This window comes from Anaplasmataceae bacterium AB001_6 (assembly GCA_020002265.1).
Taxonomy (GTDB): domain Bacteria; phylum Pseudomonadota; class Alphaproteobacteria; order Rickettsiales; family Anaplasmataceae; genus AB001-6.
Genome location: CP048228.1, coordinates 666,931 through 692,079 on the forward strand (window position 1 = coordinate 666,931; position 25,149 = coordinate 692,079).

The 25,149-nt window shown below is 27.8% G+C and carries 17 protein-coding genes, 1 tRNA gene and 1 other RNA gene; 5 read left to right on the forward strand and 14 right to left on the reverse strand.

The window, feature by feature from the left end; translation table 11 throughout:
- The first annotated feature begins 80 nt into the window (after window positions 1–80).
- Window positions 81–407, forward strand: a transfer-messenger RNA (tmRNA) gene (gene ssrA, locus GUI12_03180).
- 32 nt (window positions 408–439) lie between these two features.
- Complete coding sequence (locus GUI12_03185) at window positions 440–883, forward strand: hypothetical protein (protein ID UAT43141.1); 444 nt, start codon at window positions 440–442, stop codon at window positions 881–883.
- A gap of 4 nt (window positions 884–887) precedes the next feature.
- On the opposite strand, the gene rodA is transcribed toward GUI12_03185, so the two are convergent.
- From rodA to GUI12_03205, 4 genes are all read right to left on the reverse strand, one after another.
- Window positions 888–1,928, reverse strand: a complete 1,041-nt coding sequence (gene rodA / locus GUI12_03190) for a rod shape-determining protein RodA (protein UAT43142.1) — start codon at window positions 1,926–1,928, stop codon at window positions 888–890.
- Between the two features lie 84 nt (window positions 1,929–2,012).
- Complete coding sequence (gene ndk, locus GUI12_03195) at window positions 2,013–2,423, reverse strand: nucleoside-diphosphate kinase (protein ID UAT43143.1); 411 nt, start codon at window positions 2,421–2,423, stop codon at window positions 2,013–2,015.
- 72 nt (window positions 2,424–2,495) lie between these two features.
- Window positions 2,496–4,919 carry an outer membrane protein assembly factor BamA gene (gene bamA, locus GUI12_03200; protein UAT43144.1) on the reverse strand — a complete coding sequence of 808 codons (2,424 nt, stop codon included), beginning with the start codon at window positions 4,917–4,919 and terminating at the stop codon, window positions 2,496–2,498.
- 34 nt (window positions 4,920–4,953) lie between these two features.
- Window positions 4,954–6,150, reverse strand: a complete 1,197-nt coding sequence (locus GUI12_03205) for a hypothetical protein (GenBank protein ID UAT43145.1) — start codon at window positions 6,148–6,150, stop codon at window positions 4,954–4,956.
- A gap of 100 nt (window positions 6,151–6,250) precedes the next feature.
- On the opposite strand from GUI12_03205, the gene htpG reads away from it, so the two are divergent.
- Window positions 6,251–8,164 carry a molecular chaperone HtpG gene (gene htpG, locus GUI12_03210; protein ID UAT43146.1) on the forward strand — a complete coding sequence of 638 codons (1,914 nt, stop codon included), beginning with the start codon at window positions 6,251–6,253 and terminating at the stop codon, window positions 8,162–8,164.
- A 7-nt stretch (window positions 8,165–8,171) separates the two neighbouring features.
- Window positions 8,172–9,251, forward strand: a complete 1,080-nt coding sequence (locus GUI12_03215) for a UDP-N-acetylglucosamine--N-acetylmuramyl-(pentapeptide) pyrophosphoryl-undecaprenol N-acetylglucosamine transferase (protein ID UAT43147.1) — start codon at window positions 8,172–8,174, stop codon at window positions 9,249–9,251.
- Between the two features lie 25 nt (window positions 9,252–9,276).
- Here the strand turns inward: GUI12_03215 and GUI12_03220 are convergent, their stop codons facing one another.
- From GUI12_03220 to nusA, 4 genes are read right to left on the reverse strand one after another with little or no spacing between them, the layout of a single operon-like run.
- Complete coding sequence (locus GUI12_03220) at window positions 9,277–10,284, reverse strand: phosphotransferase (protein ID UAT43148.1); 1,008 nt, start codon at window positions 10,282–10,284, stop codon at window positions 9,277–9,279.
- An 11-nt stretch (window positions 10,285–10,295) separates the two neighbouring features.
- Window positions 10,296–10,619: a hypothetical protein gene (locus GUI12_03225; protein UAT43149.1), complete on the reverse strand. Its 324-nt coding sequence runs from the start codon at window positions 10,617–10,619 to the stop codon at window positions 10,296–10,298.
- Between the two features lie 6 nt (window positions 10,620–10,625).
- On the reverse strand, window positions 10,626–13,196 hold the full coding sequence (gene infB, locus GUI12_03230) for a translation initiation factor IF-2 (protein ID UAT43150.1): 2,571 nt from the start codon (window positions 13,194–13,196) through the stop codon (window positions 10,626–10,628).
- Between the two features lie 28 nt (window positions 13,197–13,224).
- The gene (gene nusA, locus GUI12_03235) at window positions 13,225–14,880 is read right to left on the reverse strand and encodes a transcription termination factor NusA (GenBank protein ID UAT43151.1); all 1,656 of its coding nucleotides are present in this window, start codon (window positions 14,878–14,880) and stop codon (window positions 13,225–13,227) included.
- 283 nt (window positions 14,881–15,163) lie between these two features.
- Here nusA and GUI12_03240 point away from each other — a divergent pair, with 283 nt between their 5' ends.
- Window positions 15,164–16,180: a ribonucleotide-diphosphate reductase subunit beta gene (locus GUI12_03240; GenBank protein ID UAT43446.1), complete on the forward strand. Its 1,017-nt coding sequence runs from the start codon at window positions 15,164–15,166 to the stop codon at window positions 16,178–16,180.
- Between the two features lie 250 nt (window positions 16,181–16,430).
- On the opposite strand, the gene GUI12_03245 is transcribed toward GUI12_03240, so the two are convergent.
- From GUI12_03245 to GUI12_03270, 6 genes are all read right to left on the reverse strand, one after another.
- Window positions 16,431–16,967: a redoxin domain-containing protein gene (locus GUI12_03245; GenBank protein UAT43152.1), complete on the reverse strand. Its 537-nt coding sequence runs from the start codon at window positions 16,965–16,967 to the stop codon at window positions 16,431–16,433.
- Window positions 16,960–18,207, reverse strand: coding sequence for a 5-aminolevulinate synthase (hemA, locus tag GUI12_03250; protein ID UAT43153.1), 1,248 nt, complete (start codon window positions 18,205–18,207; stop codon window positions 16,960–16,962). Before hemA ends, GUI12_03245 begins: the two co-directional genes overlap by 8 nt.
- A gap of 19 nt (window positions 18,208–18,226) precedes the next feature.
- Window positions 18,227–18,302, reverse strand: a tRNA-Gly gene (locus GUI12_03255).
- A gap of 59 nt (window positions 18,303–18,361) precedes the next feature.
- A complete protein-coding gene (locus GUI12_03260; GenBank protein UAT43154.1) occupies window positions 18,362–19,741 on the reverse strand; it encodes a diguanylate cyclase in 1,380 nt (459 codons plus the stop codon).
- A gap of 75 nt (window positions 19,742–19,816) precedes the next feature.
- Entirely contained in the window at window positions 19,817–20,170 is a 354-nt protein-coding gene (locus tag GUI12_03265) for a hypothetical protein (protein UAT43155.1), read from the reverse strand.
- 90 nt (window positions 20,171–20,260) lie between these two features.
- Window positions 20,261–25,114 (reverse strand): NAD-glutamate dehydrogenase, encoded by a 4,854-nt coding sequence (locus GUI12_03270; GenBank protein UAT43156.1) that lies wholly within the window; start codon window positions 25,112–25,114, stop codon window positions 20,261–20,263.
- Window positions 25,115–25,149: the final 35 nt, after the last annotated feature.

Consider the following 25,149-nt stretch of genomic DNA (forward strand, 5'->3'; position numbering starts at 1 on the left):
TTAACGACTTTATCATAGGGAGAAATTTAAAAATTGATAAAAGAAAAAATAAAATATATAAACTGAAAAATTGTAAAAAAAATCTTTCTATGTTAGCCTATTGCAGTATTGAGGATATTTCTCAATTCTATGACAATAAATGATATTTAATAATAGATTTATGGACCCGGGGGCGGTACCCGGCACTTCCATTTTTATGTTATTTGGGGAGTGAATTAGTTTCGACGTACTTTGAAAATGAATATTTTTGTCCGTAATATACAACGTTAAAGTTTATAAATTTAAGTGCAAATAATTTAAAGATGCACGACAATAAATCTAAAGTAATGGTTGCATAATTGTGCTAATCATTTAAAATGATTTTTTGACGCGGTATGGAGAGCACCGGGCAACAGAAGCTCTCCACTAATTGTATTGAATTTTTGTTGCATATTGTGTTGTGACTATTGTATATGAGCAAATACTGAATGATTCTCTAATAAATGCTATAAAACGCATATTTGATCTTGTAGTATATAATAATTATGATTATGATTTTTTTGTAACTTTTAAAACGAATCATAAAGGTTGCGTTATAGAAAAAGAAGTATTAAAAAAATATCCTGAATTGATGAGCATAATACTCAAAAAAGATGGTGAAATGTCAAATTTTCATGATTTGAGAGTTGATTCTAATTGTATAAATGTGATTTTAGAGTTTGATGATATTAACCAAAATACAGAGAGTCATATTATAATACCATTTCATTCAATTATTATGTTAAGCGATAGACAGTCAGATTTTTTAATTGAAATAAGTGAAGATGCTTTTACAGAAAAAGTTATAAAGAATACTGCTCCAGAAAACAAAATAATTTCGTTTAATAAATTAAAAAAATCTTAGATTTTCATATATTATTTAATGCATATATACTTTTATTTATCGAAAGGACGATAGATATAGATATCATGCTGGATAGCAAAACACTTCCACCATAAGATATAAATGGAAGCGGAACACCAACTACAGGAAGTGCACCCATTACCATAGAGACATTAATCAAAAAATGGAAAGAAAAGATAGAAGCAACCCCTACTATAGTAATACTATAAAATATATTATCAGAATATTTTGTGATCCTTATAATAGAAGATATTAAAAGATAATACAATAAAAATACCAAAACTGAACCTAAAAATCCAAATTCTTCTGCCAATACAGTAAACGCAAAATCTGTATGCTTTTCTGGTAAAAATTTAAGTTGTGTCTGCGTTCCTGACAAAAAACCTCTGCCACAAAACCCTCCAGAACCTATTGCTATTTTAGATTGTAGAACATTATAACCAGTAGTTAGCTTATCATTTTCAACATTAAAAAAAGTTAAAATTCTAACTTTTTGATAATCATACAACAAGTATTTCCATATAATGGGTATACTTACAAGCAATGCACAAACAAAAAATATAACGTAAGTATAGTACATTCCTACAGAAAATAAAATTGTCATCACAATGCAAGAAATAATAATTGCTGTCCCTAAATTAGGTTGTTTTAATATCACATATAAAGGACATAAAACAATCAAAAACATAAAAAATAAGATAAAAACGCTATTTACAGCTTTTAATCCCACATCTGATATGTATCGTGCCAGAAGAAGAACTATCCCAATCTTTATTAATTCTGAAGGCTGAAATTGAAATCCAAGAAATTTTATCCATCTAGTGGCACCCATAGCATTTACACCAATAAAAAATGCAAACACTAATAGTACAAATGACAAAACAAAAAATAGATACGAATATCTATAAAAAATATTTGCTTTTACAAAAAATAAAAAAACAGCAAAGGGTAAAAATAGCAAAAATAATAGCAATTGATGCAAAAAAAACGACCTAGAATCACCATGTCCTGAGGAAAATTGTACAAGCAGACCAAAAGCAAACAAGAATAAACTAGAAAAAATAATATAAAAAGAACTTTTATAAAACTCTAATTTGCTATATCGTATCAAAAAAACCTCTATAAAAAATTAAATACCAAAAAAGTACCGAATCTCTATTTTTGCATTTTCTTTGCTATCAGACCCATGTACACAATTTTCTGATATATTATCTGCAAAATCGCCCCTTATAGTTCCTTTATCAGCTAATTTAGGATCTGTATTCCCCATTAAATCTCTATATTTTTGTATAGCATTATATCCTTCTAATAATAAAATAACAACTTTATCAGAAATCATATAATCTAATAAATCAGGGAAAAAATCTCGTTCTTTATGCACAGAATAGAAATCTTCTACTTCAGATTTTTTTAACTTCTTCAATTTACATTCTACAATATCCAATCCGCTATCTTCTATATAATTAATAATTTTACCAATTATCTTTTTACGAAAAGCGTCAGGCTTTATAATTGCTAAAGTTCTTTCAATACTATTCACTAATCCCTACCTATAACGGCAAAATAACAGTTAATAAATGGTATCAAGAAAGAATTTTTTGTCAATATATGACTAAAAAACATCAACAAAAGAAATTCGAAGACCTGATACTTTATCCTGTTTATGCTTCTTAATTGGAAAACCCCAATCAAATCTTAATACACCCATATTAGGTATATTAAACAAAATTCCTGGACCAACCGATATTCTAAGTAATCTATTTTCTTCTACTAAATGCTGTAATTCTGGTTCTACATTTACATGATAAAGATTTCCAACATCCACAAAAGCAGAAGCTTTTATAAAATTTCTGAAGAAATAGAGAGGGAAATTTACTTGAGCATTAGCATAAAAAGCTATTTGTCCTCCTAATGAATCATCTGTTTCTTTATCTCGAGGACCTATTCCGGAAATAGCAAAACCCCTAATCTGATCCATTCCTAATCTAAATCTATTTGCATCATTTACATAATATGAACCATATGCATAAATAGCTGAAAAATTAGCATAAATTGAAAATAATGTAGCATCAATAACATCAGATAAAATAAAATTTGTATATTTTCCAGAGATAGAAGTTTTTACATAATTTTCAGTTCCCCCGATCCCTGCCAATTGCATAGAAAAATCAGAACGTATCCCCTCGATTCTATTTCCTAAAAAGAAGTTACGATAATCAAAGACAAAATTAGTTCCAACAGATGAATCGATTAATATCTCTTTTGTATCATTCATTATAATCTGTGATATTTTATCAGAATTTTTGGTAACATTTACTTTATTTCTTTTAATTTCATAAAAAATGTGATTTGATAATCTATCTGTAATTTTAAATGCACTATAAACCTTACAACCAATAGCATGTTTATAGTAGCTCCAATCATATTTTAACGCTGATTTTCCCTCTCCACGCTTTACTTTATTAGTAAATACTCTAAGCCCCATAGATATATCCGTATCATATATTTTTGGTCTATATATACTAAACATAAAATTATATTGATTATTTACAGATAGATCAAAGAGTGAACTAATATTCCACGCTTCTCCTAAAAAATTATTTTCTGAATATCCAATTGAAAATTTTATACCGTCTTGTGTATTATCAATTTGCAAGGCCACATTTGCACTCCCAGTTTTTCTTTCTGTCATGAAAAACTCTAAATCAGTTAAATCACTGCCTTCTTTAGTATGAAAATTTTCAAAAATTTCAACATTTTCAAAAAAGGATGTAGCAAACATTTTTTGCTTTGCTTTACTTAACATCTCCCAATTTAGTACATCACCTTCTGATATCTCTAATTCTCGACGAATATATTGTTCTGCTGTTCTATTATTACCTGTTATATCAATCTTTCTAATAAAATTATTTTTTAATTTATTGATGCTAAAATATACTTCTAATTTATCTTTTGCTTGATCTTTTTTACGAAAATCGTAACTAATTCTCCATATATTATCGGATTTTTGTGACAATAAATTTTCAATCTCAAATTTTGTCTCCATAAGTCTTGAATTAGATAAAATATTACCAATTACATCAGATTTACAATCTTCTATAATCATCTTCATTTTCTGCAGTACATCATCTTTAAGATATTCTTTATTATCTATATCAAGTAATACATCTGAGACTGTATACAAATCACCTTCTTTAAAATAAAAATCTATATTGATAGAACCGTTAGCATTATCTGTAATAACGACATCTTTTATTATAAAATCATGATAACCTTTAGATTGATAAAATTTAGTAATATTTTGTGCATCATAATCAATTTTAGGACGCAAATATCTACTACCGGTTCCAAAAAAATACTTATCATAAGGTTCAAATTCTCTCATTGACATCACATCCAATATTTCTAGATATGATATAGAATCATTTCCAAAAAAATTAATTTTTTCAATAAAAATAGGTTCTGAAACTCTAATGTGATAAACCAATTCTACGGAATTAGGATGGTTGTCATATTTCTCTATAGTATAATAGACTTTTGTATCTGGTCTAGATTTAGAAAAATAATAACCATATATAAAATTTATATCTTCTAGAACTGCATCTCTATCAAGTATCTTAAATTTTTTACCTTTATTTATGTTGTTTTTAGTATTATTTTTACCTTCTTTAATAACACTGCTTATAGATAAATAGGAAAAAATATTAAAATCAGGGTTGTCAAATCTTATTTTTTCTACAATAAAACCTTCTTGAACCTTAATGTGTAAAATACCTTTTTTTTCATCAAACTGCATACTTAAATCTTGCAATTTATATCTATCAAACAATTCTCTATAACTTGAAATAACAGATAAATAGTCATAATATTGACCAACTTTAATGCTTAAATAATTTCTGAATTCATTTTCATTTATATCAACCAGCCCTTGAATCGTAATTTTTTTTATCTCATAAGATCTTTGTTCTGCACAGACATCATCATTAAAAGAAAAAAGGATGCAAAATAAAAAAAATACAAAAAATTTTATTTTCATAAATCCAATCTACAGGTAACCAAAGGTATTTTTATTAAAAAATAGAGAAACTTTTTATATCATTATATGAAACAAATACAATCAAAAATATCAAAAAAGCAACACCAATTCTTGCAATCCACTTTTCGATATTTCTTTTTGTATTATAATCCCCTATTCTGTAAGTTAAAATATACATTAGCACTTGACCGCCATCAAGCATCGGAAGGGGTAATAAATTCATAAAAGCAAGATTTATTGATATAATGACAATCAACCAGACAAATTGCAACAATCCCTGTTTCATCACACTTCCAGAAATGCTTACTATTTTTATTGGTCCACCTAAATTATCAAACCCTATACCGTGAAATACCATATTGTACAATACAATAGAAATAGCATTAAGAGTATCAATTATCCCCCAAAAAGACTTATTTAATGCTGCAAATAAACCCATTTTAGTTAAATTTAATTCTCCAGTAAATCCTGGTTGTTTTTTTATCAACTCAATTATTAAAGCTTTAGAAGTATCTTGATTGTGTATATCTATATCCTTACCCTTTAAAAAATCATGTCGAAAATCATCATTATTAATCAACAAAGGTATAAAGAAATTATCGAGATAATCAGATAGATCTATATTAAAAACAAGTTTGGTTTCTTCTCTAAAAACAGTAACAGTAAAATCATCTTTTACATATAAATTAACAAATTTTATGTAAGAAGAATAATTGTAAATCTCATGATCATCAACATTTGTTATAATATCCCCCTCTTTTAATCCAAAATAATATTCAAAAGAAGTATCGTCAATGGAATCTATCTTCAATGGACCAAGATCTTGTGGGTATAAAATGAATAATCCAAACATTAACAAAAATGCCGATAATATGTTAGCAAGAGGACCACCCAATGCTATTATTATTTTTTGCCAAAGTAACTTATCTTCCATAGTAGAAGCTTTTGTAAATTCTTCTTCATTATTTATATATTCCTCATCTTCTCGTGAAAGAATTTTAACATAACCACCAGCAGGAATAGCACCAATACACCACTCAGTTCCATCTTTATCTGTTTTAGAAAATAATTTTTTCCCAAAACCTATTGAAAAGGTTAAAATTTTAGCTCCAAAAATTTTAGCAAAAAAATAATGCCCATATTCGTGTATAAAAACAACGATTGTAATAAGAACTGTGAATGAAATTAAATTATATAAAAGGTTATATAATATATCTAAGTTTACTATCATCTTGTTGAAAGAAAAAAATCAATACTTTATAATTAAGATTGAGTGCAACCTCATCAATAATATTATTAATGTTTATCTTTTAAATCAAGGTGATAATTTTATGACCGTAGAAACCAAAAATCCAAATATTTATAGCTTTGAAGCTGACGCAAGAAAAACGTTGGAATTAGTTATAAATTCTATATATAAAAATAATGAAGTTTTTTTAAGAGAACTTGTATCCAATGCTTCCGATGCATGCGATAAATTAAGGTTATTATCTTTAACTAATCAAGATCTAATTGACCATGAGCATAGATTTGAAATAACAATAAGTAGTGTAAAAGATAAAAATATAATAAAAATCAAAGACACTGGAATCGGGATGAATGAAGAAGATTTGAAAAGTAATCTTGGAACTATAGCACGATCCGGAACATCAAAATTCATAGATATGATGAAAAAACAAGAACAAAAGAATGATTTGAGTACTTTGATTGGAAAATTCGGTGTTGGTTTTTATTCAATATTCATGGTTGCAAAAAAAGCAACTGTAATAACAAAAAAAGCCGGTGAAGAGACCGCATACAAGTGGTTATCTGATGGTATGGGGACATTTGAAATAATTGCTTTGAATAAGGAAGAATCAAAAAATATAAAAGGAACTGAGATAGAATTAGAATTAAAAGAAGAACACACAGATTTTTTAGATAAATTTAAAATAAGAAATATAGTTGAATCATATTCAGAATATACAAATTTTCCAATTAAATTTATATCTGAAGAAAATGGAGAAGTTGAAATATTGAATTCATCTAATGCTATATGGTTGAAAAATAAAAAAGATGTTTCAGATGAGGAGCATCAGAAATTTTTCAATAGCGTTGCCCATGTTGGTGGAGCCCCTTGGTTAGTAATACATAATCGTAATGAAGGAGGAGCAATAGACTTTATAAATCTTCTTTATATACCATCAATAAAGCCTTTTGACCTTTTTCATCCTGACAGAAAATGCTCCGTAAAGCTTTATGTAAATAGAGTATTTATAACTGAAGACGCAGTTGAATTGGTTCCTAAGAATTTTAGATTTGTTCGAGGGATAGTCGATTGTTCTGATATACCTTTAAACGTCAGTAGAGAAACTTTACAGAATGATAGAAATGTTCTGTCAATAAAAAAAGCAATAACAAAAAAGATAATAAATGAATTAGCAAAAAAGATGAAAGATGATCGTCAAGATTATGAAAAATCTTTTTGGATTAATTTTGGCTCTGTTCTAAAAGAAGGTTTATGTGATCATTTAACCATTAATGATAGCGAGAAATTTTTATCAATATGCCTCTTTTACAGTTTGAAGCATAAAAAAATGATAACTTTAGATGAGTATATAACTGATATGCTAGACACTCAAAATACTATATATTATTTGAGTGCAAATAATATTGAACAGGCTGCTGTTAGCCCACAAACAGAAGGTTTTTTATCAAGAAATATGGATGTTATTGTCCTCACTGATCCAGTTGATGATTTTTGGACAAATATCATTAATAATTATAAAAACATTGCAATAAAATCTATCACCAGATCTAATATTGATTTACAAAAGAATGATAAAAAAAATGAGGATTGTGATGAAAAAGATGATAATGTTGATAACAGTGAAATTACCCAACTTATTGATTATATGAAATCAATTCTAAAAGATGATGTTAAGGATGTTATAATATCAAAAAAATTGACTACAAGCCCAATTTGCTTATCAGTACAAGAAGGAGCAATGGATATAAGAATGGAACGCTTTATGATTGAGCAGAAACAACTTCATTCTAAGACAAAAAAGACTCTGGAAATTAATCCTGATCATCCTTTGATAAAAAATTTGATTAAAATGGAACATAATTCAAAATTAAATTCCATCATTAAGATGCTTTTTTGTCAATCTTGCATTGTTGAAGGCGAAGAAATATCATCACCGAGCGAATTTGCTAATGATTTGACATCTCTTTTGTTGGATACAATAAACATTAAAGTTTAATTAGATAATGAAGAAAAAAAAAAAGAGAATTATTATAATAGCAGGTGGAACGGGTGGACATCTGTTCCCTGCTATAACTTTATATAAAAACTGTCTCAACAACTCTTTAGATACTTATCTTATTTCCGATAAGAGATCTTTGAAATATAAAGAGAAGCTTGCTGGTATTGAAAATCTTCATATTACAAGTATTAAACCTAAATCTTCTGGTAGATTTATCTTTTTCTTCTCTGCTATAATTTCTGTTATTCAATCATTCTGCATTTTTTTTAAAATAAAACCTGATTTGATTGTAAGCTTTGGAAGTTATGTTTCTGTTCCTCCGATGTTAATTGCAGCAATTCTAAATAAAAATATGATATTGCATGAATCAAATGCCGTAATAGGAAAAGCAATAAAATTATTTATGGATTGTAGAAAAAATATTATATTATCTACAGGTTTTCCTATTGTCACTGATAGTAAAGGAAATCGTATTATTACAGATAAATATATCCATACAGAAAATATAGTGGAAAAAAATGTTTTTTTTGATCCTATTTTAAACTTAGAGGACAAATTTACTATTTGTATCTTTGGGGGAAGCCAAGGATCAGACTTCATAGATAAGACTATCCCTTCTGCCATATTGAAATTAGCTGATAAAAATAACGTAAAGATAATACAACAATGTAAAAAAGAAAATATAAGTCTTATTAAATCTATTTATGATGAAAAAAATATAGAATATGATATAAGAGAATTTTTTAATGACTTAAATTGTCTAATAAGAACTAAAGTACATTTAGTGATATGCAGATCCGGAGCACAAACAGTAACTGAAATAACAAAAATGGGGAAAATAGTCTTATATATTCCATATCCTTATGCTGTTGATAATCATCAATTAGTTAATGCAAAATCAATCAAAGGATCTAAAGAATATGTAGATATCATAATGCAAGATAATACTGATATTAAAAATATTACACGAAAAATTCAATATGTTATAGATAATTTCGCTTCATTGTCAAAATTAATAAGAGAAGATACTGATAAAAATAAATCAACTAGTTTACTCTCTTTGATTTTAAATTTAAATATCTAGACAAGCTTCATTTTGCTATACTTTTTTATACCAGAGTTGTTAATCGACAATTTTTTAATATTTTTTGAAACTCTCCTTTATTAGAATAAGAAGACATAATTGATATTATATATTTTTCTATTAAAGGTATGAATTTCAGATATTTATCGTTACCAAAAACTATAGATTGTCTGGCAAATACTCCTAGTACATTCAAATTTCTGAATAAAGCAAAAGTTTGAAATATGTCCCAAGAATTACAATAAGAGTCGTTAATAAATTCACATTTATTGTAATAAAAATCAAATAAATCCTTTCTTATCTTATCATTTATCCAAATTCTAGAATCATATAAAATAGAGGCAAGATCATAAAACCTGTTATATAATCCAGCATCTTGAAAATCAATTAATCCTATAGTATCAAATTTTTTTTCCGGATCATAATTCAGAATAAATATATTTGGTGAATGATAGTCACGCAAACTTAAAACATCACGATTTATTTTCATATCTGATAGCAAATTATAAAAAAAATCCTTCAATAATCTAATATATGAATCTTTATAAGTGAAATTTTTATAATAAAAATAATATCTGATCTTTACTATGCCCTCTATGAGATCATTATCATTATAGGAGACAAATTTATAATCAGAATGTTGAGCATTCTGAACTTTATGCAAAATCTCTACTGCTTTTTTATAGATAAAATATAAATTATTATTTGCGATTTTTAAATGATTAAATAAAGAATAATCTCCAAAATCTTCAATTAACATTAGACCAGATAAATAATCTTCAACATATATTTTTGGAGCTTTTATTTGGCATCTTTCATTCAAAAATTTAGCCATATTGATGAAATCATAAAATCTATGTCGTTCATAGATAGGATAATAAGCTAAAATAAAAGAAGAAGGTTTATCTAATAACAGTACTCTAAAATACAGCCTCCCAGAAGCATCAGAAAAAGGACCCTTTAATTCATAATCCTCCTTTATAGAACATTTATCTTTTATAAAGTTATCAAAATCTATATTATATAAATGCATGAGAATGTTTTTTAACAAAAATCATCATAATTTTGTTCTGCAATCATAAAATTTTTATTATACTTTTTTATTTCAATATTAGGAATAAATCGCATTTTTGTAGATTTAGCTATTTCTTTTTTCAATAATTGTATAATTTGAGCATAAAAAACATCATCATTTTCTATTAAATTCATGAAATATATGGTAACGTAACGAAGATCTTTGCTTACAGAAATATTAATAATTCCAAGCTCTATTCCTATCTTATTTTTAATAACATACGGAATAAATTGCAATAAATATTTTCTAAAAGATTTACTTCTCCGATTACAAGAATATTCTTTGTCACGCATAGAACATTAATTCTTATTAAGAGACAAAAATTCTAAAACATCCCCAACAGATATTTCTGGTTTGCCTTCTAAAAGGATCCCACATTCATGTCCACTCTTGATTTCTTTTACAGAATCTTTAAAATGCCTAATATTTATGACTTTACTTTCGAATATAATCTCTGAATCACGATATATTTTAACATGATTTCCAACTTTAACAAAACCAGAACGAATAAAAGACCCTGCAACTTTTCCTTGTTTATCAATATCAAATATTTCTCTAATTTCGGCTGTTCCAATAATTTCATTAGAATCTGTATTATCGTCTTTATTCCCTGAAATTAACTCTTGTATAAAATCAATTACATCATATATTACATCTTTTGTAACAATTTTCACTTTATCATTATTTGAGTAATCGCATTTATCAGATTTTACACGAAAAGATATCACAGTGGAATTAGAAGCAATGGCCAAATCAATATCTGATTTTCCTATATTTCCAATACCTTTATGTATAATTGTCAAAGATACTGAATTTTTTTCTACTAATTCATTAATAGAATCTATGAGAGCTTCCAAAGATCCTAAAGTATCTGCTTTAATAACAAGATTAATTTCTTGATTAGATGATTTGATATCTTCAGAAAATAAATCATCAAAAGTAACTTCTTCGCTTCTTTTATCAGTATTTTGCGATAACATTTTTCCAAAAGTTTGATTATCAGCAAGATCCTTACAATCATTGATTATCATTTTTGCCTGCTTTTCATTTTTACATGAAAAGATATAATCTCCAGGATTAGGTAAAGAGTTAAAACCACTTATTTCCACAGGTTGTGAAACAACAGCATTTTTTATTCTTTTTCCCTTACAATCAAATATATTTTTTATTTTCCCATAATCATTTTTAGAAACCAAAAACGCATCACCTAGCCTAAGCTCTCCTTCCATTATAATAACTGTAGCCACAATCCCTAAACCTATCTTAACCTTAGATTCCAAAATTATTGCTTTTGCCAACCCTTTATGAAATACCTTTTTATTCAGCATTTCAGATTGTAAGAAAATATTTTCTAACAATACATCAAGGTTTATTTTGTTTTTAGCAGATATTTCAACCGCGATTACTTCTCCGCCATATTTTTCAACAATAACATCATTTTGAGCTAATTCAGAAAATACCCTCTCAACATTTAATGAATCTTTATCAATTTTATTCACAGCAACAATAATAGGAACTTTAGCAGATCTTGCATGATTTATAGCTTCTATTGTCTGTTCTTTAACACCATCATCCGCTGCTACAACCAAAACAACAATATCAGTAAAATTAGCTCCCCTAATTCTCATTGCTGTAAAAGATTGATGACCTGGAGTATCTATAAATGTAACATAACCATCATTATTTTTTGAAAACACTCTATAAGCGCCAATATGTTGAGTTATATTTCCAGATTCACCTAAAACTATCGATGAATCCCTCAAAGAATCAAGAAGTGTTGTTTTACCATGATCCACATGTCCCATAACAGTTACAATAGGAGCTTTACATCTCAAATCTTTTAGTGTCCCTTCTCGCATCTTATAAAATTTGTCTAACTCAGATTCAGGATATATAAAATTAATTTTCTGTCCTATCTCTTCAGCTATAATAGAAATCATATGTTCTGAGATTGTTGAATTTTCATCAAAATTTTCCTCTAATGAAGCATAAATTTTTCTTAAATAATCAATGCTGACGGAAAAGATTGCTGAAAAAGTTCTAATTGGTATCCCAATATCAGAATCTCTTATATTAATGTCTAAAACATCAGGAAGATTACAAGCAACAGATCTATCACGTAATTTTAAAGATCTTTTTTTTCTCTCAATTTTATTAAAAACAGGTTTATCAAATATTTTTTTCTTCTTCGTAAAGCGATTTTTGGCAAAAGAAGTATCTTTTTTTACAATAACTTCATCTTCATATTTTTTTGGATCTGACGGTTTTAAAATTACAGATTCAATAATATCTTTTTTATCATCAACAATATTTTGAGATTTTCTATCTTCTTTATCCAATTTATCTTCTGTAGCGCCAATATTATCATCAAAAACAATTTTTTCCTCTATCAAATTTTCACTACTACTATTGGAATCCTTTTTACTCAAATTTTCAGTTAAAAAATCATCAATCTTCAATTTACAATTTTCATCTAATGAATCAGTATTATTTTGTTCAACAATTCCTTTCTTAGATTCAAATAATTCCTCTTTTTGAAGATCAGTAAAATTATCTTTTTCAACATCAGTAGTATCATTAACAACAATAGAAGAATTACCAAAAGCCCTTACTGCATCTTGTCTAACGATTCTTTCATAATCTGTTAAATCACTTGAATTAACAGAATCATTATTCTCAATATTGGAAGCTACATTTTTATTACCTTTAATATTACGTAAAAATTTTTCATGAATTTTACTCATATCAACGCTAGGAGAGATATTAAGTTTTAGATTTTCTCTAGTTTTGCGCAACTTCAGGTTTATTTTTTCTTTTTCTGATTTAATATTACGATCTATATCACCATAATCTTTCTTATTTTTATACATAAACAGTTGTTAAAAAAACCTCAGGAAATTATTCTATCATACCAATTTTTTTACGAGCAGATATTATAATATCACTAATAACACTATTGGTAAAAGAAACCTGACTAGTATTTAATATCTCTTCAAGTTCAAAGCTGTCCATTTCAGCTAAATCATCAACTGATTTAACTCCTTTATCAAAAATAACCCCTATCATATTTTCATCCAGACTTTTAATATCTAATAAGCGCTTATCAAAATTTTCATCATTGATAATTTGACAATATCTAGCATATTCTTTTGCCCTACTTTGTATCACTTGAGCAACATTATAATCAAAACCTTCTATAACGGCAATATCTGATAAATTAGCCTGAGCTATAGATTCAACAGAAAAATAACCCTCTGCAAATAATAACTGTGCTATCACTTCATCTATATCCAAGGCTTCTACAAGACGTTTTGTGCCTTCACTAAATTGTTCTAAACGTTTATTAGAAACACCTTGTTCATCTAATATATCTATTGGACAACCTAATAAAGAAGAGGCAAGATTAACATTCTGCCCCCTACGACCTATTGCCATACTTAAATCATCAGAAGAAATTATAACTTCTATTTTATTATCATGCTCATAATAAGATACATTTACAACTTCAATCTTGGAAAAAATATTTTTAACAAATTCTGTCAAATCGCTGGAATATTTGACTACATCAATCTTTTCACCATTCAATTCAGAACTAATCAAACGAATTCTACTACCCTTAATACCTACACATGCTCCTACACAATCTATATTTTTATCTGATGAATATACAGCTATTTTTGATCTAGATCCAGGGTCCCTAGCAACTTTCTTAATCTCAATAATTCCATCGTATATCTCTGGCACTTCTTGTTTAAAAAGTTGTAACAAAAGATTGGGACTAGAACGCGATAAAATCAATTGAGCACCACTATCTTTTCTCACAACTTTTTCTAATAATGCTTTTATTCTATCTCCAGTTTTAAATATCTCACCTTTTATATAACCTGAAGCCGGTAAAAAAGCTTCATTAGCCCCACTTAATTCAACACATATTCCACCATTATTTGGTATTATTTTTATAATAACACCGGTGACTATAGTACCAATACGAGATAAATTTTCTTTATATTGTTTTGCTCTCAATGCATGAACAAGAGAAAAATTAACTAATTCCCTTACTAAACCTGCATCTTTTCTGGTGAATTGTATTGGAGGTAAATATTCTTTGACTATATTAAATTCTCCAAATTGATCAAAATAATCATGAATTTTCGAAAGAGGGATAATCGCTTCATATTTTGTTTCATCTATTTCATTGCAATCGTTACTTTCAACAGATAAATCGACTTTAAATCTGTCAGCATCTTCTGAAAAACCTATGGGTAAATCTTGCAAAATTGGTAAAGAGCCAATAAAATCTACATCCTTACACTCTTCATCTGCTATTATTTTATATCTACGCATAAAGAAAATTTTTCCAGTTTTGCGATCAATATGAGAATGCATCTTTAATCTTCCACCATACTTGGGTTGTGCGATTTCTAGAATAGCTTTTTCTACAAAACCAAAAATATCTTCTATACCCAAAGATTTTTTAATAGAGAGGTCACCTATTAAGTCTAATAAATCAGTTCCACCAAAACTGTATTGTTGGTCTTTAGAATCTAAGGTCATAATAATATTAACAGAGCAGCAAAAAATCTCTTATAAAGAGCTAAAAAAAAATGAAAATAAAAAATACGAACGACAGGTATTAGCTATTTATTTAACTAATAAAAGCATCATATTAACTAGTACATTATATATTTTTGCAATCATAAATTCAATACTAATAATCCCTTAGTAAAACACAAAAAAATATAAATCGAAAAATTGATACATCTTGTTTATTTTCGTATTTGGCATTAAGATGGGTACGAGTGTGGAGAGTACAGAATTGACATTGATTAAATATAATATGAATTCAATAAAAAATGTAAAAAGTGATTCAGAAAGAGTTAACAAAAACAATAAACTTAGATTGTTAGATTCTAGAAAATCATATAAACCATTGATTTATCCTTGGGCTTATGAGGCTTGGGAAACACAACAAAAAATATCTTGGTTGCCAGAAGAAGTTCCTATGGCAGATGATGTGCAAGATTGGAAACATAATATATCTTCTGAAGAAAAAAATTTATTGACTCAAATTTTTAGATTTTTCACTCAATCTGATCTTGATGTTCATTGCTGTTATACAGATAAATATTTATCTTTATTTAAGCATCCTGAAATAAAAATGATGCTTACTGCTTTTGCTAACATGGAAACAATACATGTAGCTTCATATTCGCACCTTTTGGATACTGTAGGAATGCCAGAAAGTGAATATAGTGCTTTTCTTGAATATAAAGAAATGTGTGATAAGCATGATTTTTTAAAACAATTTGATGTAAATTCTCTAGAAAATATAGCAAAAACTTTGGCTGTTTATGGTGCTTTCACAGAAGGCTTGCAACTATTTGCATCTTTTGTGATTTTATTAAATTTTCCAAGGTTTAATAAAATGAAAGGAATGGGACAAATTATTAGCTTCTCTATAAGAGATGAAACTCTGCATACTGTGTCCATGATAAAATTATTTAATACTTTCGTTGATGAATATGATTTGCTTAATAAAAATTTAATTGCAGAAATAAGAGAAATTTGTAAATTTGTTGTTATAAACGAAAATAAATTTATAGATCTGGCTTTTGAAATGGGAGATGTTAAAGGTCTTTCTTCTAAAGAGGTAAAAGATTACGTGAAATTTATAGCAAATAGAAGATTGCAACAATTAAGAATGCAACCATTATATGAAGATATTAAAAAAAATCCGCTTCCGTGGTTTAATGAAGCTATAAATGCTGTTGAACATACTAATTTTTTCGAAAATAGAGTTACTGAATATTCACGTTCTTCAACAGAAGGTAAATGGGAAGATGTGTTTGATTAAAAAATCATATATCGATAAGAGATCATGCTAGAATTTATTTTTTATGGAGTAATATTTTTTTTCGTTATTTTTCTTATTTTACTACCTGTTGGTCTGATAATTGAAGAATATAATGGCCTTCATTATCCCGTGAACATGAAATTGATAAAGAAAGCGCTATTTGCCTTATGTTTATCTTTCATAGTATCACCCATTTTTGTAATATTCTACGTTCATAAACTACTTTAAATTATGAAATGAATAATGCTCTTCAGCTTTCTTTTATTGTTTGTATATTTTTTCTAAAACTATCCTCTTTTATAGAACCATTATAACATTCTACAATCTTATTATCTTTTCCAATAACATAAGTTTTAGGTACAAAAAAAACAGCTAAAAAATTCTTTATCAGATCCCCATTTTTATCTATTAATATATCTTTATAAGGATTACCATTGGTATTTAAATAATGATCTAACACTTTTTTATTCTCTTTCAAAGCAAATCCATATATATCAATTTCATCTTTATAATTAAGAAGTAAAAAATGATCATCTTGACAAAAATTACACCAAGAAGCAAAGAAATGAACAACATAACCATCATCAGAATCAGCAATCTGATTAAAAGATATTATTTCTTCTGCATTAAAATAAGATTGATAACTGATTTTATTCAATCTATCTAAAAAGTGCCTTGATAAAATATATCTAGGAAAAAAAAGGATAAATAAAGCAATAAAAACCACCGAAAATGCAATAAAAAATTTCAATTTATGATTTTTAATTTTTTTTAAGATTCTAGACAAAATATTTATCATTACTAGATATACAAGAAGAAAAACCTGATTCCATAAAAGCCATTCTCAAAGCTTCTACTAAATCCCTCATCATTTTTTCAGTATGCTTTGGTCCTGGAGTAATACGCAGCAACTCTCCTCCCTTTTTAACTGTTGGATAATTGATACATTGAACATATATATTATATTTATTAAGAAGTATAGAATGAATTCTTTTACAAATTATAGGATCCCCTATAGGTAAAATAATCATATGACTATTATTACGCAAAAATTTTATGCAATTATATTTCAGGATATTTTTAAGATCTTGTACATTGGACATAACGCATTCTCTTTCCATAGAACTAGACATCACATACTTTATGCTGGATATAGCACCTTCAGCAATAACAGGAGGGATAGAAGTTGTAAATATAAACTCCGAAGCAAAACTACGTATATAATCCACAACAGTCGAAGAAGAGGCAATATATCCACCTAATAATCCAAAACTTTTACCTAAATTAGCTTGTAATATATCGATACGATCACACAGACCTTTTTGAGATATTATGCCAGCACCTTTATCACCATAAAGACCAACAGAATGTACTTCATCTACATATAAAATTGCATTATAGGTTTCAGAAAGATCACAAATTTTTTCAAGTGGGCATATAGCTCCAGACATTGAATATACAGATTCACAAATTATAATTTTATGGCGATCTTTGGGATAATTTTTTAATATTTCTTCTAAATGAAGCATATCATTATTTCTATATACATGTAATTTTGACACATTTTTAGAAGATTTTATTCCTCTGATGATGGAAGCGTGATTGCATTCATCAGATAATACGATTGGATCAGACAATCTATCTATAACAGATGAAATAGCCGCTAAATTGGCAATATAACCAGATGTAAAAACCAAAGCAGCTTCTGTCTTATGCAAGTCAGCCAGCAGAGATTCTAATCTAACGATAGAAGAGTGATTACCCGATATATTACGAGTTCCTCCAGAACCTGATCCGAAAGAATCTAGAGCATTTTTCATGGATTCTATAACAACTGGATTATCAACCATTCCTAAATAGTCATTGCTACACCAAACAACAACCTCTGAATTGTTATTTTTATTGAATGCCACAGGAAATCTCCCTACCATTCTCTCCAAATTAATAAATTCCCTATATCTATTTTCTTTGACTACATCAGCTATAGAATCGGAAAACAGGCAATCATAACCTTCCTTAATAACCATATAAAAAAAACCCAAACAATGGAGCGGCGGAAGGGGTTCGATCCCTCGACCTCAACCTTGGCAAGGTTGCGCTCTACCAACTGAGCTACCACCGCATGAGAAAAACAGCACTAGATTATAGTAACAATTATTCAATAAAATTTCAATATTAAACTTACACTATAAATCTATTTCTTCCTGCGGATTTTGCTTCATATAACAACTTATCTACTGCTTGCAATACATCTTCTATATTATTTATTGTATCATTGGAAAAAAGTTTTGCTCCAATACTAACTGTAACTGTTATTGATACATCTTTTATTACTATAGGTTTATCAGAAATTACCTTCAAAAAGCGTTGCAAATAACCTTGAAAATTTTTTCTACTATCATTCGTATCTAAATCATTAAGAATGATAATAAATTCCTCACCACCTATACGAGCAATTATATCATAGTACCGTAGCACAGACTTTATTCTAGCTACAACTATTTTTAGAACGCAATCCCCTATCAAATGCCCATATAAATCGTTGATATTTTTAAAAAAATCTATATCAACAGCTGCAAAAGCAGTATAACCGGGTTTTATGTTATTATTTTTTATAAATTTATTATTCATAAAAAAATTTAAGTATTCTCTATTATGAGAACCAGTAAGAGTATCAATATAATTATTTTGAATACTTCTGTTTACATTATTTTTCAACATATCGTTATATTTTTTTAATCTGATATGTATATTAAATCGAGCAATTATTTCCCTATAAATATAGGGATAAGTTATATAATCGTTAATCAATATTTCTTTCGGAAATTTAAAAAATAATTGTGAATCATCAATTTGAATTAATATTGGAATTTTTCTAAGAGTTTTATTTGATCTAAGATTAGCACATAGATCAAATAATTGGTGATCAAAGCTCATATTAATAAAAATCAGATCGATATCTTCTTGGTAGAAAAACTTATGTAAATTATCATCTTTATAGTGCACTAGAATAACTTCACCATAATGATTTTGTATATTTTTTTGTAAAATAACAGATGTTTCATATACTGAAAATATCACCAATATTTTAGCTTTATAGATACTTTTAAAAGTAGAAAATAATATTTTATCACGAAAATGTTCGATAAAAACTGTGCTATTCATACTAGCACGAATATCATCATATGCCATTTTCAATTTTAACGTTAAAGATATTCTTCTGAATAATTGAGTTAATCTTATCGGTTTAACCAAAAAATCATCAGCACCTATACTTAATCCATACAACCTATCTTCAAGACTATCCAAAGCAGTTACAAACATTATAGGGATATGAAAAGTAGAATAACTGGATTTTAAAATCTTACATACTTCAAAGCCATCAATTTTTGGCATCATAATATCAAGTAATATAAGATCAACTTCTTCTTTTACACATAAACTTAAAGCTTCTTGTCCGTTATCTACAACAAAAACTTTATAATATTTACTTTCCAGTGAAGATCTTAAAAATTTTAAATTTTTAAGATTATCATCAACAACTAATATCTTGGCAGTCAAACAACTTATCGAATATATAAATCATTATCTTAACAAACAAAGGTTACTAAAAAACAAAAAAGCTTGAAATATATTTTATTTTAGAATGTCGCTATCAATAGATTCTTCTTTTACAACATTGATTTCACCATCATTGCCATTTGTTATGATTTTTTTTATATTATTATCATTTTGAGAGCATATTTCTTCATCATCATAAATGTAGGATTCATAATATTTTCCATCCAATCCTTTTCTTTTATAAGGCGGCTTAGCTTTATCATGCGATGCATTCTCATCTAAAAAACTTAACATTTCTTTTCTTAAAATCCAAAATCTACGGCAAAAAGATTTAACGCCACCAATAAGAGCAGGAGCGCTCTTTGGATCTATAAATATCAAAAAAACAACAGCTATTACAAGTAATTCTGTCCAGCCAATTCCCAACATAAAATAAGTTTAAAAGACATGATTATATCACATATTTTTCATATAAAAAATAAAGCCTCAAAAATATCAGAAATAACAAACAAAAATATGTTATTTTTTTAACATGTACTCTAATCTTTTGATAATAACTACAAATTTATTTATGCTAAATTTTTCTACTATTAACTTATTAATGAAATCTTCATAATCTGTTATAAAATTTCCTTTCTTCTCTTTCCATTTTTCAAAATACAAAGTAGCATCTTTAAAGTCTATTTTATCATCATCTATGCTATGGATAATATCCAGCGTAACACATTTTTGTATTTCATATATATCATTCTTCAGTAAGCGAGTTGCCACTCTATGCCAGTAACTATTGGTTTTATCTTCAGATAATAAAATCTTCCTTAGATGATTAAATTTCATTATATCACCTATATGATAATATAATTTACTAATAAAGATCATTTTACTTGAATTTGCAAAAGAAACATTAGAAAGATCCTGAACAATTTGTATAATAGGCAAAGCAGAATCCATAAATTTAAAGCTAGCAATTTGCTTTGCTACAGCATCGTCGATTCCCATTTGCACAAAGCGATTGTACATATTTTTATAAATATTTAAAGAATGATCATCAAGAGTGATTTCTAATTTATCTCTTAATTCATCAATTTTTGGAGATAATTCCGTGATAACAGATTCAATATCAAAAGAATGTCCATAATTATTTAAAAAATATGTGACTGTATTTGTTGCAAAATCCATTGTTTCGCATTCTATTTCATAATAAATATCTTTAGGCATCGAATTTATAAGTGGTTCCACTTTCTTGACCCACATTCCAGTAATACCATAAGATTCGGATAAAACAATCAATATGCTAAAAACCATTTCCTCCGTTACGCCATAGTCTTCAACAATATTATTTATAAAAGTTATTCCAACTCTATTAACCATAAAATTAATAATAAAAGTTGCAATTATTTCTTTTCTCAATTGATGATTCTCTATTTCTTTCGCAAAATCATTTCTCATCCTACTAGGAAAGTAAGTGTTCAAATATCTAAGCATATAATCGTTTTGTATTAATTGTGAATTTAACAATTTTTCATACAAAAACATTTTGGTATAAGCCATTAACACTGCAAGTCTAGGCACAGAAAAGTGTCTTCCTTCAGCTATCATGCGTGTCATTTCTTTATTATCTGGAAGATATTCAGCACTTCTATTAAATGTACTGATTGTTTCTAATTTCTTTAGTATGCCTTGATATTGCTCTAATGAAGAGCGATTCATATTTTCTCTAATCAATATTAAGGCCTGCGGTTTACTGATGATAGTTAGAATCTTACGAGCAACTTCATCTTCCATTTCAGATAAAATTACATTTCTTTCTTCTAAGGTTAATTTGCCCTTTGTTAATAATTCTGCAAAAGCTATTTTAATATTCACTTCATAATCAGAACAGCACACTCCACAACTATTATCAATAAAATCAGTATTAATCAGACCACCATTGTTAGCATATTCTATTCTTCCTAATTGAGTACAACCAAGATTACCTCCTTCTCCAATTACTTTTGCTCTTATATCAATTCCATTTACCCTAATTGCATCATTATTTTTATCTCCGATCATTTCATTCACTTCGCTCGAAGACTTCACAAAAGTACCAATGCCCCCATTCCATATTAGATCAACCTGAGATTTTAATATGTATCTTATTAAAGCATTAGGAGTAACTAAATCTTCTGTTATATCGAAAACCTCCTTCATTTCACTTGTCACGGAGATATTTTTTGAAGATCTAGAAAATATCCCTCCTCCTTTAGAAATAAGCTCTTGATTATAATCATCCCATTGAGAACGTGGTAAATTAAATATTCTTTTACGTTCTATAAAAGAGCTAACAGGGTCAGGATTAGGGTCAACAAAAATATGCATATGATTAAATGCAGCAATTAGTTTTATCTTATCTGAAATAATCATAGCGTTTCCAAAAACATCCCCAGCAAGATCACCTATTCCCACAACGGTAAAGTATTCTTTTGAGATATTTTTAGACATAAACCAAAAATGGAACACTACAGAATTCCATGCACCTCGGGTAGTGATTCCCATTTTTTTATGATCATATCCGCTAGAACCACCTGAAGCAAAAGCATCTCCTAGCCAAAAATTATATTTCTGAGATATTTCATTTGCATAATTAGAAAAGGTAGCAGTTCCTTTATCAGCTGCAACTACAAGGTATGTATCATCATCATCATAGCATAAAACATTTTGCGGTTTTATAATTTTACCATCAATTACATTATCTGTTATATCAAGCATTCCACTAAGGAATTTTTTATAGCATAATACACCAAAATCAAAAAAATCTTTTGATTCATTACTGATGCCTTTGACAACAAATCCTCCTTTAGATCCAACAGGAACTATAGTTACATTTTTAGGCATTTGGGCTCTCCATAAACCCATCACTTCTGTACGGAAATCTTCAGTTCTATCTGACCAACGAAGACCCCCTCTTGCTACTTTACCGCCTCTTAAGTGTATTCCTTCAAATTGCTTAGAATAGACATATATCTCTACAAATGGCTTTGGCGAAGGAATAAGAGTAGATTTTTGAGAATCAATTTTAAAAGAAATATAATCCTTATTCAAAAAGAAATTAGTACGGATAATACATCCTATAACTTCTAAAAAAGCCCTAAATATCTTATCATCAACAACATTTGTTATTGAATCTATAATTTTATTAACACGTCTATTTAGTAATTTTATATTATCTTCCCTTTCAGTATTAACAATATCTTCAAATTCTTTAGACGGTTTAAATTTAGCATTAAATAACTCAATAAGGAAATTTACAGCTTCAGGATTTTTCACAAAAGATTTCTGGATATATTCAACAGAATAAGAGAATTTTATTTGCTTCAAATAGCTTCCAATAACTCGCATCAGCATTATTTCACGCCAATTTAATCCCGCTGTTATTGTAAGACTATTGTAATAATCATTTTCTATATCTTTAGAAAGAACCATACGAATTATTTCTTCTGCTTTTGGCCTAATTTGTGACAATTGCAGCATTGAAACTCCTTCTATAGTAACAACAAAATGCTGTATCCATACTACTCGATCTTTATCTATTGATAATTTAAAAGTAGTATTATCTATTGCTTTAAATCCCATATTTTCTATGACAGGGATCAAATAAGAAAGAGACAGCATATCTTCTTGCATAGAATATATTTTGATATTATATTGAGAATGCCCAACATCATATAAATCAGCAGATCGCAATTTATTTTCTTTAACAAGGCCATCAATTGCTTTTATATCGCGTACAGCACTATCTGCATTAAAAGTTTTTTGATATCTAGCAGAAAATATGGATCCATATTGTTTATATAGGCTATAGCCGTCCTCATATCCATAAAAATCTGTTATTTTATTAAGCAGGCTTTCTCCCCAATCTTCTATGATAGTATTTAATTTTTCTTCCAAGATCATTTTTTGTTCTTCTGTTGGAAATACCTCGACTTCTATTCCAAGCTTCATTCTGATGAAATTATCATCTTTGAATAAAATATCTCTTTCTTGTACATCTCCATCAAAAACCTCATTTACAGCATTTTGTACTGCCGATACCATAGGCATAGTAAAATTCTTATTAGAAATATAGAGTAATATCTTTACATATTTTCCCGCTCCAGCATCAAAAATGAACAATTTAAAATGTACATCTCCCGAAATTGATAATAAACCTATAGCGATAGACTGCAACTCTTCTTCAGTAGTAGTTAGAAGTTCATTTCTAGGCATACTGCGAAGTGTATCTATTATAGATTTGCTGGTATGACCATTTTTAGAAAAAGAAGCTTTTTCTATTATATTTTTAACTTTTTCACGCACAATTGGTGTAACTGTTAGATCTTGGAAATCAATAACTCTTGAAAATAACCCAAAAACAAAATAAACATATCTATCAGAAGAATCATTGCCCACTGGTGTTTCAAATCTTATCAAATCGAGATTAACGCAGCGATGTATTATATTACTGATTGTTGATCTAGAAATATTGCATAAAGAATCTATTTCTTTCAATCTAGTGCAGTCAGAATCAAAATTTTTAGCCTTTGACAATCCTAATGAAAGGTCTGGTTTTTCAATTGAATTCTTCTTATATCTAGATATGCCAAAAAAAACAAAACTATTATGTCTAAGCCATGTACAAAATTCTATAACTTCTTTAACTTCGCAGTCATTTTCTGATTGAGAATTTTTGGATAAATTATCTTTAATTTCATCCATACATTCAAGCATCGGTTTCCAATCATTTACGATATGTTGTATATCATGCACCATATCCTTAAACAACGACCGTAAATTACTTTGTTTATCTTCTTTAACATGATTAGTAATAAATAGAACTAAAGATTCATAATTATTTTCATTTTTATGTGAACATTCAGTCGCTTTGTTTATCTTAATAATATCTTCATTATTATCTCTTTGAATACCTAGTACAAGATTTGCTCTTTGATGTATTATGCCTCCTTCTTCGACAATACAGTTGGTTAATGAATCAACAATAAATGGACTATCTTCATTTAAAATTGCAATTAGTGAATATTTTTTTCTTGTTCCGTAAAAACTATTTTCTATATTCAATTCATAATTGAAATTAGTGATGAGATCTTTTAAATCTTTTCCTTTATAAGAATTGATAAAAGAAAACATATCATCAAAAAAGCAAATTAACGCTTCAATATTTTCAGGTGAAGAATTCAAAAGAAAAAAATCTGAAGAAAATTTAACTCTCATATTATGGTATAAATCAATGATAAATGTTGTAAGATTATCATGATCTTCCTTGGGTCTTTTGTATTTCAATTTTTCCAATAATGACTCAAGAAATACTTCAGAATTAAATTTCGTTCTATCCAACATATCGCAAATTCTAAATATTAAAAATATACTTATAG

Bases quoted from the DNA above. Each gene is read 5' to 3' on its own strand.
- bamA (UAT43144.1), bottom strand. From the start codon at position 4,919: ATGAAAATAAAATTTTTTGTATTTTTTTTATTTTGCATCCTTTTTTCT.
- GUI12_03205 (UAT43145.1), bottom strand. From the start codon at position 6,150: ATGATAGTAAACTTAGATATATTATATAACCTTTTATATAATTTAATT.
- htpG (UAT43146.1), top strand. From the start codon at position 6,251: ATGACCGTAGAAACCAAAAATCCAAATATTTATAGCTTTGAAGCTGAC.
- GUI12_03215 (UAT43147.1), top strand. From the start codon at position 8,172: ATGAAGAAAAAAAAAAAGAGAATTATTATAATAGCAGGTGGAACGGGT.
- GUI12_03220 (UAT43148.1), bottom strand. From the start codon at position 10,284: ATGCATTTATATAATATAGATTTTGATAACTTTATAAAAGATAAATGT.
- GUI12_03225 (UAT43149.1), bottom strand. From the start codon at position 10,619: ATGCGTGACAAAGAATATTCTTGTAATCGGAGAAGTAAATCTTTTAGA.
- infB (UAT43150.1), bottom strand. From the start codon at position 13,196: ATGTATAAAAATAAGAAAGATTATGGTGATATAGATCGTAATATTAAA.
- nusA (UAT43151.1), bottom strand. From the start codon at position 14,880: ATGACCTTAGATTCTAAAGACCAACAATACAGTTTTGGTGGAACTGAT.
- GUI12_03240 (UAT43446.1), top strand. From the start codon at position 15,164: ATGAATTCAATAAAAAATGTAAAAAGTGATTCAGAAAGAGTTAACAAA.
- hemA (UAT43153.1), bottom strand. From the start codon at position 18,207: ATGGTTATTAAGGAAGGTTATGATTGCCTGTTTTCCGATTCTATAGCT.
- GUI12_03265 (UAT43155.1), bottom strand. From the start codon at position 20,170: ATGTTGGGAATTGGCTGGACAGAATTACTTGTAATAGCTGTTGTTTTT.
- GUI12_03270 (UAT43156.1), bottom strand. From the start codon at position 25,114: ATGTTGGATAGAACGAAATTTAATTCTGAAGTATTTCTTGAGTCATTA.